Origin of the sequence: Nocardia sp. CA-151230, assembly GCF_050942175.1 — a bacterium.
Taxonomy (GTDB): Bacteria; Actinomycetota; Actinomycetes; order Mycobacteriales; family Mycobacteriaceae; genus Nocardia.
Window position 1 is genome coordinate 125519 of sequence record NZ_CP192061.1, and the last position, 17570, is coordinate 143088.

General features: G+C 67.2%; 11 protein-coding genes and 2 pseudogenes. All 13 read left to right on the forward strand.

Translation table 11 applies throughout. The annotated features are described in order from the left end of the window. The first annotated feature begins 29 nt into the window (after positions 1–29). On the forward strand, positions 30–1991 hold the full coding sequence (locus tag ACQP1O_RS00575) for a glycosyltransferase (protein WP_433563994.1): 1962 nt from the start codon (positions 30–32) through the stop codon (positions 1989–1991). Then, a complete protein-coding gene (locus tag ACQP1O_RS00580) occupies positions 1988–2572 on the forward strand; it encodes a phosphatase PAP2 family protein (RefSeq protein ID WP_433563995.1) in 585 nt (194 codons plus the stop codon). Before ACQP1O_RS00575 ends, ACQP1O_RS00580 begins: the two co-directional genes overlap by 4 nt. 23 nt (positions 2573–2595) lie before the next feature. Continuing rightward, the gene (locus ACQP1O_RS00585; protein ID WP_433568008.1) at positions 2596–3543 is read left to right on the forward strand and encodes a decaprenyl-phosphate phosphoribosyltransferase; all 948 of its coding nucleotides are present in this window, start codon (positions 2596–2598) and stop codon (positions 3541–3543) included. 1 nt (position 3544) lies between these two features. Further along, positions 3545–5530 carry a flagellar motor control protein ZomB gene (zomB, locus tag ACQP1O_RS00590; RefSeq protein WP_433563996.1) on the forward strand — a complete coding sequence of 662 codons (1986 nt, stop codon included), beginning with the start codon at positions 3545–3547 and terminating at the stop codon, positions 5528–5530. Positions 5531–5800: 270 nt separating this feature from the next. Next, positions 5801–6844, forward strand: coding sequence for an alpha/beta hydrolase (locus ACQP1O_RS00595; protein WP_433563997.1), 1044 nt, complete (start codon positions 5801–5803; stop codon positions 6842–6844). 336 nt (positions 6845–7180) lie between these two features. After that, a complete protein-coding gene (locus ACQP1O_RS00600; protein WP_433563998.1) occupies positions 7181–8269 on the forward strand; it encodes an alpha/beta hydrolase in 1089 nt (362 codons plus the stop codon). A 63-nt stretch (positions 8270–8332) separates the two neighbouring features. Then, a complete protein-coding gene (locus tag ACQP1O_RS00605; RefSeq protein WP_433568009.1) occupies positions 8333–8620 on the forward strand; it encodes an alpha/beta hydrolase in 288 nt (95 codons plus the stop codon). 160 nt (positions 8621–8780) lie between these two features. After that, positions 8781–9827, forward strand: a complete 1047-nt coding sequence (locus ACQP1O_RS00610; RefSeq protein ID WP_433563999.1) for an alpha/beta hydrolase — start codon at positions 8781–8783, stop codon at positions 9825–9827. Between the two features lie 203 nt (positions 9828–10030). Further along, positions 10031–11035 (forward strand): alpha/beta hydrolase, encoded by a 1005-nt coding sequence (locus ACQP1O_RS00615; RefSeq protein ID WP_433564000.1) that lies wholly within the window; start codon positions 10031–10033, stop codon positions 11033–11035. 352 nt (positions 11036–11387) lie between these two features. Further along, positions 11388–12431, forward strand: coding sequence for an alpha/beta hydrolase (locus tag ACQP1O_RS00620; protein ID WP_433564001.1), 1044 nt, complete (start codon positions 11388–11390; stop codon positions 12429–12431). Positions 12432–12558: 127 nt separating this feature from the next. Beyond that, positions 12559–13902: pseudogene (locus ACQP1O_RS00625) on the forward strand (alpha/beta hydrolase-fold protein); the annotation flags it as partial. A 193-nt stretch (positions 13903–14095) separates the two neighbouring features. Then, positions 14096–15073, forward strand: coding sequence for an alpha/beta hydrolase (locus tag ACQP1O_RS00630; RefSeq protein ID WP_433564002.1), 978 nt, complete (start codon positions 14096–14098; stop codon positions 15071–15073). A gap of 278 nt (positions 15074–15351) precedes the next feature. Then, positions 15352–17139, forward strand: a pseudogene (locus ACQP1O_RS00635) (alpha/beta hydrolase-fold protein); the annotation flags it as partial. Positions 17140–17570 lie beyond the last annotated feature (431 nt).

Consider the following 17570-nt stretch of genomic DNA (forward strand, 5'->3'; position numbering starts at 1 on the left):
CGGGAACTCCCGCAGGATCGAGCCGCCGAATGACCGCCCAACTCACGCGGGAAGACATGACCACCGAGACTCGCGCCGTATCCCTGCTCCAGCGCATCATCCTGCCCCGGCCGGGTGAACCGCTGGACGTGCGCAAGCTGTACCTCGAGGAATCCGAGACCAATTCCCGTCGCGCGCATGCCATTACGCGCACCGCGCTGGCCATCGGCGCGGAGTCGGAGGTCTCCTTCTGCACCTACTTCAACGCGGTCCCGGCCAGCTACTGGCGGCGCTGGAGCGTGCTGAAGTCGGTGGTGCTGAAGCTGGAGCTGTCCGGCCACGGTCGCGTGGACGTGTACCGCTCCAAGGCCGACGGTTCGCGAATCTACGTGCAGGGCAACGAGTTCAGCACGCCCGGTGAGGGCGCGGCGGCCGCCGCCTTCGTGGAGTTCGAGGTGGATCTGGGCCCGTTCGAGGACGGCGGCTGGATCTGGTTCGACATCACCACCGACAGCCATGTCGAAATGCGCAGCGGCGGTTGGTACGCGCCGATCGAGGCGCCGGGTGAGGGCAGCATCGCCGTCGGCATGCCGACCTTCAACCGCCCCACCGACGCGGTGAAAACCCTGACCGCCCTCGGCTCCGACCCGCTGGTGCTGGAGAAGATCAAGGCCGTCATCATTCCCGACCAGGGCACCCGCAAGGTGGTGAATGAGCCCGGCTTCACCGAGGCCGCGGCCCGCCTGGCCGGCCGGCTGGCCATTCACGACCAGCCCAACCTGGGTGGATCCGGCGGATACAGCCGGGTCATGTACGAGGCGCTCAAGACCACCGACGCCGAGTACATCGTCTACATGGACGACGACATCGAGATCGAGCCGGACTGCATCCTGCGCGCGCTGGCCTTCTCGCGGTTCGCCAAGTCGCCCATCCTGACCGGTGGCCAGATGCTCAACCTGCAGGAGCGTTCGCACCTGCACGTCATGGGCGAGGTGGTGGACCGCTCCATCTTCATGTGGACCGCGGCCCCGAACGTGGAGTACGACCACGACTTCGCCAAGAACCCGCTGCGCGACCGCGACAACTCCAAGCTGCTGCACCGGCGCATCGACGTCGACTTCAACGGCTGGTGGACCTGCGTCATCCCGCGCCAGGTGGCCGAGGAGATCGGGCAGCCGCTGCCGCTGTTCCTGAAGTGGGACGACGCCGAATACGGTTTGCGCGCACGCGAACACGGCTACCCGACCGTCACCCTGCCGGGTGCGGCGGTGTGGCACATGGCCTGGTCCGACAAGGACGACGCCATCGACTGGCAGGCCTACTTCCACCTGCGCAACCGCCTGGTGGTGGCGTCCCTGCACCTGCCCAACGACGGTCGGCCGATGGTGGTCAACACCATCAAGGCCACGCTGAAACACCTGCTGTGCCTCGAGTATTCGACGGTCGCCATCCAGAACGAGGCGATCCGCGACTACCTGGCGGGACCGGACAAGCTGTTCGAGCTGCTGCCGACCGCGCTGGGCAAGGTGCACGCCATGCGCAAGGAGTACCCGGACGCGGTGATCGTGCCGTCCTCCACCGAACTGCCGCTGGCCTCGCACGCCGAGGTGGGCGCGGTCGGCGAGCCGGGCAATCCGATCGCCAAGGTGGCTCGGCTCGGCAAGGGTGTGCTGCACAACTTCCGCAAGGCCAACCCGAAGCACCACGAGACCCCGCAGCTGAACGTACCGACTCTGGACGCCCGCTGGTTCCTGCTCTCGCAGGTGGACGGTGTCACCGTTACCACCGCGGACGGCCGTGGAGTCGTCTACCGTAAGCGGGATCCGCGAAAGGCCATGGAGCTGTTCAAGGAAGCGATGCGGCTGCGCAAGGAGCTGGCCGAGCGCTTCCCGGAGGTGCGTGAGCAGTATCGTCGCGCGCACGCGCATCTCACGAGCAAGGCCGCGTGGGAGAACGTCTTCGGTATCGACACTGATTCCGGCAGTACCCATTCGAGGAATGAGCCCAAATGACCGCTGCACAGCCAGCTTCCGGCCCGGACCGCGGATTGCACGTGGTCCCGGACGCGCCGGCGGCCCCGGTCGCGTCCCCGGCCGAGGTCAAGATCATCAACCTGGTGCAGGGCACCATTGGGCAGAACCCGGCGGTCGTCAAGGCCGCGCGCGGTATGTCGCATTTCGGTGAGCACTCGCTGGGCTGGCTGGGCATCGCCGCGGCCGGAGCGCTGCTCGACAAACCGCGCCGCCGCCAGTGGGCGGGCGTGGCCGTCGGCGCGTTCGGCGCACACGCCGCCTCGGTGGTCATCAAGCGCATCGTCCGCCGCCCCCGCCCGCACGATCCGTCCGTGCAGGTCAACGTGTCGACGCCGTCGAAGCTCAGCTTCCCGTCCTCGCACGCCACCTCCACCACGGCGGCGGCTGTGTTGCTGGGCAGGCTCACCGGGCTACCCTTGCCTGCGGTGCTCGTCCCGCCGATGCTGCTCTCCCGGGTCGTCCTCGGCGTGCATTACCCCTCCGACGTGCTCGCGGGTTCCGCGCTGGGCGCAGCATCAGCCGCAGCCGTGCTCGCCGCCGAAAAGAGACTCGCCAAGTGACCCAGGAAAGCGCCATCGTTGACATGAGCGAAGAGCCGACCAGCACCGACCTAGCAGAGGCGGTCATCAAGGGACCGCCGAAGACGTTGGGCGGCGGCTTGATCAAGGCCATGCGCCCCCGGCAGTGGATCAAGAACGTGCTGGTGCTCGCCGCGCCGCTGGCCGCCGGGAAGACCGCCGGCGGCACGCTCGTGATCACCGACCTGTCGGTGCTCGGGCACGTCGCCATCGCCTTCGTGGTGTTCTGCATGGCCGCCTCGGGCATCTACCTGGTCAACGACGCACTCGACGTGGAGGCCGACCGGGCGCACCCGACCAAGCGTTTCCGGCCCATCGCGGCCGGCGTGGTGCCGGTGAACCTGGCCTACGGGCTGTCGGCGGTGCTGCTGATCGGCTCGATCCTGTTGTCCTTCACCGCGAACTGGCATCTGGCAGTGGTGATGGCGGTGTACATCGGCATCCAGCTGGCCTACTGCTTCGGTCTCAAGCACCAGGCGGTGCTGGACATCTGCATCGTGTCCTCGGGCTTCCTGCTGCGCGCGGTCGCCGGTGGCGTCTCCTCGGATATCCGTCTGTCCCAGTGGTTCCTGCTGATCATGGCGTTCGGTTCGCTGTTCATGGCGGCCGGAAAGCGCTACGCCGAGCTGAAGATCGCGCTCGATACCGGCGCCAAGATCCGGAAGTCGCTGGAGTACTACACGCCGACTTACCTGCGTTTCGTCTGGACCCTGTCCGCCACCGCGGTCGTCGTGTTCTACGGTCTGTGGGCGTTCGAGCAGGATCGCGCCAAGGACACCATCTGGTTCGCCATTTCCATGATTCCGTTCGTCATCGCCATCATGCGGTACGCGGTGGACGTCGACGGCGGCGAAGCGGGTGAGCCGGAAGAGATCGCCCTGGGGGACCGTGTCCTCCAGTTCCTCGCAGTCGCCTTGATCGGAGCCCTGGGTGTCGCTGTCTATCTCACCTGACGTGGTAGAGGGAGAAGAGCGAGAGACGGGCGCGCCGACGGCACAATTGCCGGTCGGTCGCGCCCGTCGGCGTGCGGATGCCTCCGCACGCTTCTCGCGACTATCCCGCGCCACGTTCATCGGTGGGATCGTGCTGACCGCGACATTGTTCGCGGCCGGCGCGTGGCAGCGGCGCTGGATCGCCGACGACGGCCTGATCGTCCTGCGCACGGTGCGAAACCTGATGGCGAGCAACGGTCCGGTCTTCAATGCGGGCGAACGCGTCGAGACCAATACCAGCGCGGCCTGGACCTACGTCGTCTGGTTCTTCAGCTGGCTGACTGACATGCGGCTGGAGTACGTGGTGCTCGCCATCACGCTCACGCTGTCGGTGCTGGCCATGGCGTTCGCCATGCTGGGCGCGGCCCGGCTGTGGGGCGGCACCCGGTCCGCGCTGCTGGTGCCCGCGGGCGCACTGGTCTACATCGCGCTGCCCCCGGCCCGCGACTACGCCACCTCCGGACTGGAGAACTGCCTGGTCATCTTCTGGCTGGCGGTGTTGTGGTGGGGGCTGATTCGCTGGAGTCAGGCCGAACGGGTACGTCCCGCAGGCTTTTTCGGCCTGGTGTTCTTCGCCGGGCTGGCGCCGCTGGTGCGGCCGGAGATGACGGTGGTCGGCGGCCTGGCGCTGCTGATCCTGTTCTGCGCGCCGGTGCCGCAAACCCGGCTGCGGCCCTGGGTTTTCCGCTGCCTGGTGGTGGCGGTGGCCGGCCTGGTGCCGCTGGGATATCAAGTCTGGCGGATGGGCTACTACGGTCTGCCCTATCCGAATACCGCCGTGGCCAAGGACGCCGGTGGCGCGAAGTGGCACCAGGGCGTCATCTACATGTGGGACCTGGTGGGCCCGTACTGGTTGTGGCTGCCGCTGCTGGTGCTGGCGATCGCCGCGATCGTGCTGGTCCGGCAGCGCCGGGCCGAGCATCCGGCCGCGGCAGACGTGACCGCCGGCGCCGGAGACGAGAACTGGCGCGCCCGGATTCACCGTTTCAGCGTGTGGTTGCACACCCCCGCCGCGATCGTGACGCTCATGGTCGGCAGCGGTGTGCTGCTCACCGTCTACGAGGTTCGCGTCGGCGGCGACTTCATGCACGGCCGCATGCTGCTGCCGCAGCTGTTCCTGCTGCTCCTGCCGGTGTCGGTGCTGCCGCTGCGGCCCGCGCGGGGCTTCGGCCGGGGTGAATCCGGAATGCGCGGCCTGGACTGGGCTTTCGTACTGGTGGCGGCCGCCTTCGTGGGCACGGCGGGCTGGGCGCTGTTCGCGGCGAACACCACCGCCATCACCACCGGGACCAAGATCCGCGCCAACGGCATTGTGGACGAGCGCATCTATTACGTGCTCAACACCGGTCACGACCACCCGATCCGCGCCGAGGACTACCTGGACTATCCGCGTATGCGCGCCATGGTCCGGGACATCGCCAACTCGCCGGACGGTGCGCTGCTGCTCAACTCGCCCTCGTTCACGAACTGGTACCTGGTGCCCGCGCCGGTGCCGGAGGGCAATGGCGAGCACGTGGTCTTCTTCCTGAATCTGGGCATGACCAGCATGAACGTCCCGCTGGACGTGCGTGTCATCGACCAGATGGGTCTGGCGTATCCGCTTGCCTCGCATACCGATCGGCTCACCGACGGCCGTATCGGGCACGACAAGAACCTCTACCCCGACTGGGTGGTCGTGGATACCGGCATGGTCGATCGGCACCCGTGGATGCCGTGGTTCCTGGACGAGAAGTGGGGCGACCAGGCCCGAACGGCGCTGTCCTGCCCGGATACTCAGGCGATGCTGGCTTCCTCGCGGGCGCCGCTGACCTTCGACCGCTGGCGGCACAACCTGATGCAGGCGCTCGACTTCGCGAAGTACCGCATCGACCGGGTGCCGAAGTACGAGATCCAGCGCTGCCATCTGGAGGATCCGACCCAGCCGGCGCCGCCCGCGCCGCCGAGGTGATCCGCGCACTGCACGTGTGAAAAGACCCCGCATCCTGGCCGGATGCGGGGTCTTCGCTTGTCCGTGAGGGGTTTTGACCGAAACGTCACGTTCAGGGCTGCGAGTTGTGGTTAGCTATCTCGATTTGGTAACACCCCGGTGTGGGTTTCGCGATAAGCTCCGCGAGTACTCCCGACGCCGACCAGAAACCCGCTGTGCGACAACGGTTGTCGCAATACGAACCCGGGCGGGTGGACGGGGGGCCCGGGGCGCACGGACGGAAGGCCGAATATGCGGGGCGTGACGGTTCACGGTGGGGCGCGGAGCTGGTTGCGGAAGTCGGTGCTGGCCTTGGCACTGGCAACCATGGTGCCGATGGGGGTGTCGGTCCTGGACGCGCCCGCCGCGCAAGCCGCCTTCGGTCCGGACGGTATGGACTTCTACGTCGATTCGAGCATGGGCCCGATCAAGTCGCGCGTCTTCCGTGCGGCGGACGGCAATACCAACCGGGTGGTCTACGCGCTGGACGGTGAACGTGCGCGCGAGGACGACAACGGGTGGGAGATCAATACCGATATCGCCCATGCGCTGACGGCCGCCAATATCAATGTCGTCATGCCGGTCGGCGGCCAATCCAGCTGGTACGCGGACTGGAACTCGCCGAGCACCTTCCTCGGCGTTCCGGCGGGCACCGCCTCCGTACAGTCCGGATCCGGTGCCACCCAGGCACTTTCCGGCGGTCCCGGCAAGTCCTACACCTACAAGTGGGAAACCTTCCTCACCACCGATCTACCCAACGCGCTGCGGGATCGCCTGGGCTTCAGCACGACTCGCAACGGCATCTTCGGCCTGTCCATGAGTGGCGGTTCCGCGCTGATGATGGCGGCCTTCCATTCGAACCAATTCGCCTACGCCGGTTCGATGTCCGGTGCGCTGGACCTGTCGCTGCCGGAAATGCGCACCGCCGTCCGGCTGGCCATGGTGGACGCCGGCGGCTACAACGTCGACGCGCTGGCCGGGCCGAAGGACCTCAAGTGGCAGCACCTGGATCCGTTCCAGTTCGCACCCAAGCTGAAGGCCAATGGCACCAAGATGTTCATCTCGGCGGGCAGCGGCCTGCCCGCGTCCACCGACGCCATCAATGCCTCGACCATCGAGGCCATGGGCATCGAGGCGGTGGCCCTGGTCGGCACCAAGGCCTTCCAGGCCCGCTGGGCGGCACTGGGTGGCGGCAATGTCGTGTACGACTTCCCGGCCGTGGGTGTGCACAACTGGCGCAATTGGGAAGCCGAGCTGAATCGGATGCTCCCGGACCTGTCCGCGAACATCGGGTGAACCGGGCCGGCCGGCGGTGAGTTCTCTGAGAGTTTCGAGAGTCGCAGCGCGCCTTCGGTATTCGCCTTGTGTTATCGGGGATGCTGAAGTCGCGCAATGTGGTTCGCGCAATGTGGAGTGATAGTTGATGTGCATGAGTCTGTGGGGGCGGAATTCGACTCTCGAGTCGCAAGCTGGCGCTGATGTGCGCCACATTCCTCGCCGACAGTGGCGCTCGTCACTTTTGTCACGATCCGATAACGTCTCGTTGGCCCTCGCGCGATAGGGTCGCCGAGACCTCAAACGTGGTTACGAGCACACGTTGAGACCGAACGATTGGAAAGGCCGGACAAATAAATGCGAGGCGATAGACGTCAGAGATCCCGCGGTTGGCTCAAGAATTCCGTGGTCGGACTGGCGCTGGCGATTGCACTGCCGTTCGGGGTGTCGGCGGTGGGCGTCGGCACAGCGAACGCGGCACTGGACCCCGACGGGTTCGACTTCTACGTCGACTCGGCATCCATGGGCCCGGTCAAGTCGCGCGTCTTCCGCGCGGCCGACGGCAATACCTCCCGCGTCGTCTATGCCCTCGACGGCATGCGCGCCCAGCAGGACCTGAGCGGCTGGGAGATCAACACCGACATCGCGCATGCGCTGACCGCGGCGAACATCAATGTCGTGATGCCGATCGGCGGCCAGTCCAGCTTCTACGCCGACTGGAACGCGCCCAGCAGCGTGCTCGGCGTGGGCGATGGCGCGGGCTCGTCCTCCGGCTCCTCCAAGGTGTCCTCCGGCTCGGCCTCCGGCTCGTCCTCGGGCTCGGGCGCCTTCCAGATCCTGGGTGGCGGCCCCGGCAAGAGCTACCGCTACACCTGGGAGACCTTCCTGTCCCAGGACCTGCCCAGCGCGCTGCAGAGCCGGCTCGGCTTCAGCCGCACCCGCAATGGCGTCTTCGGTCTCTCCATGGGTGGTTCCGGTGCGCTGACCCTGGCCGCCTACCACCCCGATCAGTTCAGCTTCGCGGGCTCGTACTCCGGCTACCTGAACATCTCCGCGCCCGGCATGCGTGAGGCCATTCGCGTCGCCATGATCGACGCCGGCGGTTACAACGTCGACTCCATGGCTCCGCCGTGGGGGCCGCAGTGGCTGCACATGGACCCGTTCGTCTTCGCGCCGCGTCTGAAGGCCAACAACACCCGGCTGTGGATCTCGGCCGCGAGCGCGCTGCCCGGTCCGGGTGACGTCTCGGGTGTGATGTCGGTGCTCCAGGGCATGCCGCTGGAGGCCCTCGCGCTGGTGAACACCCGGGCGTTCCAGGCCCGGATGGCGTCCCTGGGCGCCGGCAACGCCACCTACGACTTCCCGGCGACCGGTGTCCACAACTGGAACAACTGGAACGCCGAGGTCTACCGGATGCTGCCGGACCTCTCGGCCAATATCGGCTGACAGCACCGGCTCTCGGCACTGCAGAAAGCCCCCCGCCTTCTCCGGCGGGGGCTTTTCGCATGCCTGGCCGTCCATCCCGAACTCGCGGACGTCCTCGCCGCGATGCCCGAGCGCCCGAACTTCTGTCTGTCCGGTCTTCCGTCCGCCTTCGTCCTGGTCTGCGACCTGGATCCGCTGCGTGACGAGGCGCTGGATTACGCACGCCGGCTCATGGATTGCGGTACTTCGGTTACGGTGTGCAAGGTGCCGGGTGCCTGGCACATGTTCGAGCTGTCGGCCCCCGATTCCGCATCCGCACGGGATACACAGCGGAAATGGCTGGGAGACCTGCGCGTGGCCCTGGATCGCTGAGGGCTGGGTCCGAATCGTCGAGGATCGATTCGCGACTCGCCGCAGCGACCGCACCGGACACGCCCAGCTGGGCATCCGATACTCAGGTTGTACCGAAGATTTGTACCGAAGATCAGTTCTGCGTGATCAATGTTCTGCTCACACGAGAAGGGCTGGGTCGATGCGGGTTCGAGGCTTCACACGGAAGGTATTGGGCGTCGCCGCTGCCGCCCTACTGGTGCCCCTGATGGTGGTGATCGAATCGCCACCGGCCACCGCGGCGTTCGACCCGGCCATCTTCGATTTCTGGGTCGAGTCCCCGTCCATGGGCCCGATCAAGACCCGCGTCCTGCGCGCTCGCGACGGCAATACCCAGCGCGTCGCCTACGTCCTGGACGGGATGCGCGCCCAGCAGGATCTGAGCGGCTGGGAGATCAACACCAATGTCGCCGAGGTGCTGGCGGACCAGAACATCAATGTGGTGATGCCGATCGGCGGAGAGTCCAGCTTCTACGCCGACTGGGATGCGCCGAGCTCGTTCTTCGGCGCCGCGCCGGGCACCGGCTCCGCGGCGTACGGCACCGGGTCGGGCGTCACCGAGTCCATGGGTGGCGGCCCGGGCAAGAGCTACCGCTACACCTGGGAGGACTTCCTCGCCAACCACCTGCGCTGGGAGCTGCAGAACCGCCTGGGCTTCAACCCGTATCGCAACGGCGTGTTCGGGTTGTCCATGGGCGGCAGCGCCGCGCTCACCCTGGCCGCGTACCACCCCGACTTCTTCAGCTACGCCGGTTCGTACTCCGGCTACCTGAATATCTCGGCGCCCGGTATGCGCGAGGCGATCCGGGGCGCCATGCTCGACGCGGGCGGCTACAACGTGGACTCCATGGCCCCGCCGTGGGGGCCGCAGTGGCTGCGCATGGACCCGTTCGTCTTCGCGCCCACCCTGATCGCCAACAACACCCGGATGTGGATCTCCGCCGGCAGTGGCGCGCCCAGGCCCGACGATCTGAACATCCCGCTCGGCGTGGCGGCCGACCGGCTGATCCGCGGTGCGCCGCTGGAAACGTTGGCGCTGGCCAATACTCGCGCCTTCCAGGTCCGCATGCTCTCACTGGGCGCGCAGAACATTGTCTGGGACTTTCCGGCCACCGGGCTGCACGCCTGGACGAACTGGCAGGACGACGCCTATCGAATGATCCCGGATATGTCCGCGCACATCGGATAGGCCCGACCCCCGGATGCGGCCGCCGTCCTCGCGGACGGCGGCCGTCGTCTGTTTCGCACCGAGCCGGTGATCCATCACGGTTTGGTCGCGGGCGGTGTTTCGACGCCCGGCGACTCCGAATATGCGCCTAAGAAGATCCTGCGACAACAGTTTCTGCATTTCGGATGTGGTCATCGAAGACCACGCTCGTGAAAGGCGAGTCGATGCGGTCTGTTCGGGTACGCGAGTGGGTGCAGCGGTCAATGGTCGGTTCGGTCCGGGCGGTTTTGGCGGTTTTGGCTGTGGCCGTGACGGTTCCGCTGGCTGGGACAATCGGGGCGATGGCGCCTGCGCATGCGTCATTCGATCCCGGCGGTTACGACTTCTGGGTCGATTCCGACATGGGCCCGATCAAGTCGCGCATCTTCCGCGCCCGTGACGGCAATACCCGCCGCGTGGTGTACGCGCTGGACGGATTGCGTGCCCGCAACGACCTTTCCGGCTGGGAGATCAACACCGATATCGAGCGGGCGCTCACCGCGTGGAACATCAATGTGGTGATGCCGGTGGGCGGCCAGTCCAGCTTCTATTCGGATTGGGTGGCCCCGTCCGACACCAATGGCCAGACCGTCCCGTATGCCTGGGAGACCTTCCTGACCCGGGACCTGCGCAAGGCGCTGGCCGCCCGGCTGGGCTTCAATCCGCGCGGGAACGGGGTGTTCGGGCTGTCCATGGGTGGCAGTGCGGCCCTGGTGCTGGCGGCCTATCACCCGGACCAGTTTCGTTATGCCGGATCGTATTCCGGCTATTTGAATATTTCGGCACCGGGTATGCGGGAGGCCCTGCGGGCGGCGCTGCTGGACGCCGGCGGCTTCAACATCGACGCCATGTGGGGGCCGCCCTGGAGCGAATTGTGGCTGCGCAACGATCCTTTCGAAATCGCGCCGATGTTGCGGGACCACGGCACCCGGATGTGGATCTCCAGCGGCAGCGGTGTTCCCGGTTCGCGGGATGTCGTGCAAACGCCGCTGGACGCGTACAACCTGACGGTTGGGATGGGTCTGGAATCGATAGCACTTGCGAATACCCGCGCGTTCGAGGCACGCATGGACTCCCTGGGCCCCAGCAATGCGGTGTTCGACTACACCCCCGAGGGCGTGCACGCCTGGCCCTACTGGTCGGATCAGGTCTACAAGATGCTACCGGACCTGAGTGTCAACCTCGGCTGAGGGAAACCGCCAAGGTTGCTTGCGGCGTAAGGGATTTGCACGTTGCCGCGACATCACGAGGGATTCGCGATATGGTCACCGCACCATTACGGTCGTATGCGACAGTGACTGAGTGATTCACTGAACCAGCCACTCATTAGCGTGGCCTTGCCAACCGCTCGGAGCGTCGAATACCCTCCAGCGAGCAAGTGTGACCAATCCGTGGTAGCGCTTCACTCACAGGAAGTGTCGGGATTCGCTGTGAGTGGTGATTGCGCGTGTCCGCGCATGGCTTTGTCATGCTCGGGGTGCGCGATTGACAACTTAAGACACCGCAGCAGCGCAGTGCTGCGGTAGAGAAGGAGCAATATCCATGCGTTTCGGCAGGTCCGCCGTGCCGGGAGGAGTTTCGTCGCGACGCCGTGCGCAGAGTGCTTGGCGCACACGGCTTGTCGCGGCCACCGTCACCGCAGCGGCGCTCGCGGTCCCGACCGCCTCCCTGGCCGTCCCGTCCATCGCCTCGGCCGCCCCGGCGTTCGGCCCGATGCACCGCGGTATTCCGGGCAGTTTCGAAGAGCTGATGGTGCCGTCCAGCATGGGCCCGATCAAGGTCCAGGTGCAGTGGGCCAAGAACGGCGGCAGCTCCGCGGTCTACATGCTCGACGGCATGCGCGCCCGCGACGATCGCAATGCGTGGGCCAATGCCGATGAGGGTGACGCCCCCGGCATCTTCGCGAACGACGACGTGAACGTCATCATGCCGGTCGGCGGTCAGTCCAGCTTCTACGCCGACTGGGTGTCGCCGTCCAACACCAACGGTCAGAAGTACACCTACAAGTGGGAGACCTTCCTGACCAGGGAACTCCCCGATTTCCTTTCCGGCTACGGTGTTTCGCGCAACAACACCGCCATCGCGGGGCTGTCCATGGGTGGTTCGGCCGCCCTCATGATGGCCGCCTACCACCGCGACATGTTCAAGCAGGCCACCTCGATGTCGGGCTACCTGAACCTGTCCGCGCCGGGCATGCGTGAGGCCATCCGCCTGGCCATGCTGGACGCCGGCCGCTTCAACGTCGACTCGATGGCCGCGCCGTGGAGCCCGGCCTGGCTGCGCATGGACCCGTTCGTGTTCGCACCGCAGCTCAAGGGCCTGCCGATGTACATCTCGTCCGGTAACGGCATCCCCGGTCCGTACGACGGCGTCGGTTCCGCCGCAGACGTTTTCAACACCGGTAACGCCATCGCACTGGAGGCGCTGGCGAGCGTGAACACCCGTGCCTTCCAGGCGCGCCTGGGTCAGATCAACGTTCCGGCCCAGTTCGACTTCACCGCGACCGGTACCCACAAGTGGCGCTACTGGCACGACGAGCTGGTGAAGGCCCGCCCGCAGATGCTGAGCGCGCTGGGTCTCGCCTAGTAGGAACGACCGCTGGTCGCCCCGGGCGATAGCGTGAACGAATGAACCGGCCATCCGACAGGGTGGCCGGTTCTTTTATGCCTCCCCATCATTCGCCGCGACGCGGTAGAAACCTACTGTGACAGCTGTGGCAATTGGTAGATGGGGGAGGGGCGGCCGCAGAGGGCTGGTCGCGCTCGCGGTAGCCACGACAGCCTTGCTGACGGGTGGGGTTGCCGGTGGGGGCGCAACGGCATTCGCGGAACCGGGGGCCGCGCCACCAACGGGCGATCCGGCGAAGCCCACCAAACCAGATATTCGAAATGTGGTGTGGCTGAGCGACAGACGCGTGGCCCTGTGGGTGGATTCCCCCGCCATGGGCGCGCAGATCCAGGTGCAACTGCTCCTGGCCAGAGACTGGAAAGCCAAGCCGGACATCAAATTTCCCGTGCTCTACCTGCTCGATGGCCTGCGCGCGAGCGACGATCAGAGCGGATGGACCAAAGATGCTGGGGCGGAAGGCTTCTACGCCGACAAGAACATCACTGTCGTCCTGCCCGTCGGCGGCGCGGCCAGTTTCTATTCCGATTGGAAGCAGCCCGACAACGGCAAGACCTACAGATGGGAAACCTTCCTCACCAAGGAATTACCGCCGCTGCTGGACCGCGACTGGCGCACCACGAATGTGCGGGGCCTGACCGGGCTCTCCATGGGGGGCTCCGCGGCTATGACGCTGGCGTCCCGCAACCCCGGATTCGTGCGCTACGCCGCCTCCTTCTCCGGCTTCCTCACGCTGACGACTCTCGGTATGCCGCAGGCGATCGCGTACGCCATGCGGGACGCGGGCGGCTACAACGCCGACGCCATGTACGGCCCGCCCACCGACGCGGAATGGGAATCGCACGATCCCTACGCGCTCGCGGAAAAACTGAAGGGCCTCAGCCTGTATGTGTCCAGCGGTAGCGGCCTCGCGGGCGTCCACGACATTCCGGCCGGGGTTCCGGGCGTGAGCACCAACTGGGTCGGCATGGCCCTCGAAGTGTTGTCGCGCTTCTCTTCTCAGCAGTTCATCGCCAAGCTGAACAAGCTCAGCATTCCGGTGCAGGTGAACTACCGGCCCTCCGGCACGCATTCCTGGCCGTACTGGGATTTCGAGATGCGGCAGTCCTGGCCGCAGGCGGCGGCCGCGCTGGGCGTGGAGGCGACCAAGCCGGACTGCGCCGCGGCAGGCGCGATTCAGTCTGTGGCGCTGACGAAGTCGTGGCTGGGCGACTGCCTGACCTCGGAGTATCCGCTGGCCGGTGGTGCGGCGCAGGACTTCCGGGGCGGGCGGGTGGTGTGGTCGGCGGCCACCGGCGCGCATCCGGTGGGCGCCATGATCGGCGGCGCCTACGAGGGCGCGGCGGGACCCGCTGGCGCACTCGGCTTTCCCACCTCCGACGAAACGCCCATAGCGGGCGGAGTGCAGCAGGCTTTTCAGCACGGCACCATCGTTTTCCACGACGGTAAGGCCGAGATACACGCCAGTTGAACCGGATACCCGCCGATAACCTCCGGGCCGACGGTAGAGTGCACCGTTGTCCGTGACTCCCGTCACGTCGGTGTGGTTCCCCCTGCGGTTCAGGAGATCGATCTCTATGGCAGTACAGGGCGCTTCGTCATGCCCGCAGCACGGTTCGATTCGGATGTCCGGACGCGCCCGCGTCAGACGCGGCTGGCGGCGCGCCCTCGCGGTCGCCGCGGCCGTGCTGGCGCTCCCGGCGCTGGCGGGGCCTGCCCTCGCCATGCCCGCGCATCCTCAGCACCGCGCCCGCGAGGGCGGCTTCGAGGAGCTGATGGTGCCCTCCAGCATGGGCCCGATCAAGGTGCAGGTGCAGTGGGCCGCGCACGGCGGCGATGCGGCGCTGTACCTGCTCGACGGCCTGCGCGCCCGCGACGACTCCAATGCCTGGACCTTCGAGACCAACGCCCTGCAGCAGTTCGCCAATGACAATGTCACCCTGGTGATGCCGGTCGGCGGGCAGTCCAGCTTCTACACCGACTGGCGTGCGCCGTCGAACACCAACGGGCAGAAGTTCACCTACAGGTGGGAGACCTTCCTGACCGACGAGCTGCCCGCCTTCCTCGAGGGCTACGGCGTCTCCCGCACCAACAATGCGGTGGCCGGACTGTCCATGGGCGGGTCGGCGGCACTGGCGCTGGCCGCTTATCACCGCGACCAGTTCAAGCACGCCTCCTCGTTCTCCGGCTACCTGAACATCTCCGCGCCCGGCATGCGCGAGGCCATCCGCGTCGCCATGCTCGACGCCGGCCGGTTCAATGTGGATTCGATGGCCTGGCCGTGGAGCCCGCAGTGGCTGCGCATGGACCCGTTCGTCTTCGCGCCGCAGCTCCGCAACCTGCCCATGTTCATCTCCGCGTCCTGGGGCGCGCTCGGCCGGCACGATCACCCGGACTCGCCCATCGGCATCTTCAACACCACGAATGCCGTTGTGCTGGAAGCCCTGTCGATGGTGAACACACTCTCGTTCGTGGGCCGGATGACCCAGCTCGGCATCGGCGCCCACTACAACCTCCAGGTCGCGGGCACCCACTCGTGGCCCTACTGGCAGGACCAACTGGCCACCGCCCGCCCCGACATCCTCGCCGCACTGGGGGTTTGATTCCGGACGTATGCCAACGCGACAGCTGATTTCGTGGCGGTCGGGGTAACTCCAGGGGTACGCCCAAATAGGTTTGCCACCCGACCGCCTGCACGCGCGTGGGGACGCCGACGGATCTCAGCTGTGCGCTGAAGGCGCGGGGAGGCGGGTAAGAAACTGGACGTTTGCTGTGGAACGGCTGGTTTCCGTGTGTCCTGCCGGGACTCGCGCGCTTCCGGAGGTACAACACTTGTGTGGCTGGAGTTGTCCGTGGGATCAAAGGAAGGCGCATGCGCTGGATGGCATGTGCTGTAGCGGCGCTGTTTCCGCTGGCCGCGGGCACTTTCGCGCAGTGCGGACCGGCAAGCGCCGCACCGGATGTGCCCGCCGCTCCCGCGGCGTCCATCCAGAAGATGTCGTGGCTCAACGACCACCGGGTCGCCCTGTGGGTGAATTCGCCGGCCACCGGCACACCCGTCGAAGTCCAGTTGCTGCTGCCACGTGACTGGAACGCCAAGCCGGACGCCAGGTTCCCCGTCGTCTACATGCTCGACGGTCTGCGGGCCACCGACGACGAGAACGGCTGGACCAAGGACGCGAGCGCGGCCGGCTTCTATGCCGACAAGAATTCCCTGGTGGTGCTGCCCATCGGCGGCCAGTCCAGCTTCTACGCCGACTGGCTGGCCCCCGACAACGGCCACAACTACCAGTGGGAGACCTTCCTGGTGAAGGAGCTCCCGCCGCTGCTGGAGAGCCAGTTCCGCGCCACCGATGCGCGTGCGGTGGAGGGACTATCGATGGGCGGCACCGCGGCCATGATGCTGGCCGCCCGCAATCCCGGCTGGGTGCGCTCGGCCGCCTCCTACTCCGGCTTCCTCACCCTGACCTCGCTCGGTATGCCGCAGGCGGTCGATTTCGCCATGCACGACGCGGGCGGCTTCGACTCGTCGAAGATGTTCGGCCCGCCGGGCAGCCCGGCCTGGAAGGAACACGACCCCTACGAGCTGGCCGACAAGCTCAAGGGCGTGGCCCTCTACGTTTCCAGCGGCAACGGCGTCGCGGGCACGACCGACCCGCTCTCCGACATTCCGGGCATCACAACCAATTACGCGGGCCTGGGCCTCGAGGTGCTGTCCCGGCTGAGCACCCAGAACTTCGTGGCCAAGCTCAACAAGCTGAACATCCCCGTCTCGGTGAACTACCGCCAGTCGGGCACCCACACCTGGCCGTACTGGGATTTCGAGATGCGCCAGGCCTGGCCGCAGACGGCCACCGCGCTGGGCGTGGACTCGACCCCCGTCGACTGCAGGACCGGTGGCGCGATCGCGCCGGTGGCGCAGGGCAACTCCTGGCTCGGTGACTGTCTCACCGCGGAGTACCTGCTGCCCGGCGGCGTGGCCCAGGACTTCCGCGGCGGCAAGGTGTTCTTCTCGCCGGCCACCGGCGCCCAGCCGGTGGCCGGTGCGATCGGCGGCAGCTATGGCGGACTGGGCACGGCGGCAGGCCCCCTGGGCTTCCCGATCGCGGGCGAGGGCGGCCTGCCCGACGGCCGCGGCCGACTGCAGCCGTTCCAGCACGGGTCGATCTACTGGACCCCGCAGACCGGTGCGCAGGCGGTGCGCGGGGCCATCCTCGACGAATGGGCCAGGCAGGGCTACGAGCGCGGCCCGGCCGGGTACCCCACCGGCCAGGAGGCCCGGACGCCCCAGAAGGACGGCGCGGTGCAGGGTTTCGAGAACGGGCCCATGTACTTCAGCGCCAAGACCGGCGCGCACATGGTGCAGGGCCTGATCCTGGGCAAGTACGCACAGTTCGGATTCGAGAACAGCCCTTACGGATTCCCGACCTCGGGTGAGCAGCCGCTGCGTGACTTCGGCCGCTGGTCCGGCTTCGAGGGCGGCAATATCTACTGGAGTCCGCTCTCGGGCGCCTGGGGCGTGCGGACCGGTCCGATCATGGACGCCTGGGGCGCAACCGGATTCGAGAACGGACCGCTCGGCTACCCGATCTCCGACGAGAGCCAGGCCCCGGGCGGCACCCAGCAGACCTTCCAGGGCGGCACCATCACCATCCGCGACGGCCGGGCCGCCGCGGCCACCCTCGACGGCCGCCCGATCGCCATCCCCGGCAGCGAGCAGCCCAAGCCGGACCCGGCCCGGCCGGCCGCCCAGCAGCCCGCACTCCCGCTGCCGGGCCTGCCCGCCCTGCCGCAGCCGGCGCCGCCGGCCCCCGCCCCCGAGGTTCCGGTCCCCGTGCCGGCGACCCCGGCCGCCGCCCCCGCCGCCCCGGTCGTCCCTGCCGCGCCGGCCCCCGCCGCGACCCCCGCGCCTGCTCCGGCACCCGCGCCTGCCGCGGCTCCGGCCCCGGCACCCACCACGGCTCCGGCCTCGGCGCCCGAGCCCTCACCTGCGGATCCGGCCCAGCCCGCGCCCATTCCGGCGCTGGGTCCGGAGGTCCGTCCCAACTGAGACTTCCCGGCCGAACAGCCCTAATCAGCCCTAAGAAGTAGATGTGGTTC

Excerpts from the sequence above, each read along its gene's own strand:
- ACQP1O_RS00575 (WP_433563994.1), top strand. The coding sequence starts at position 30 with ATGACCGCCCAACTCACGCGGGAAGACATGACCACCGAGACTCGCGCC.
- ACQP1O_RS00580 (WP_433563995.1), top strand. The coding sequence starts at position 1,988 with ATGACCGCTGCACAGCCAGCTTCCGGCCCGGACCGCGGATTGCACGTG.
- ACQP1O_RS00585 (WP_433568008.1), top strand. The coding sequence starts at position 2,596 with ATGAGCGAAGAGCCGACCAGCACCGACCTAGCAGAGGCGGTCATCAAG.
- ACQP1O_RS00595 (WP_433563997.1), top strand. The coding sequence starts at position 5,801 with ATGCGGGGCGTGACGGTTCACGGTGGGGCGCGGAGCTGGTTGCGGAAG.
- ACQP1O_RS00600 (WP_433563998.1), top strand. The coding sequence starts at position 7,181 with ATGCGAGGCGATAGACGTCAGAGATCCCGCGGTTGGCTCAAGAATTCC.
- ACQP1O_RS00610 (WP_433563999.1), top strand. The coding sequence starts at position 8,781 with ATGCGGGTTCGAGGCTTCACACGGAAGGTATTGGGCGTCGCCGCTGCC.
- ACQP1O_RS00615 (WP_433564000.1), top strand. The coding sequence starts at position 10,031 with ATGCGGTCTGTTCGGGTACGCGAGTGGGTGCAGCGGTCAATGGTCGGT.
- ACQP1O_RS00620 (WP_433564001.1), top strand. The coding sequence starts at position 11,388 with ATGCGTTTCGGCAGGTCCGCCGTGCCGGGAGGAGTTTCGTCGCGACGC.
- ACQP1O_RS00630 (WP_433564002.1), top strand. The coding sequence starts at position 14,096 with ATGTCCGGACGCGCCCGCGTCAGACGCGGCTGGCGGCGCGCCCTCGCG.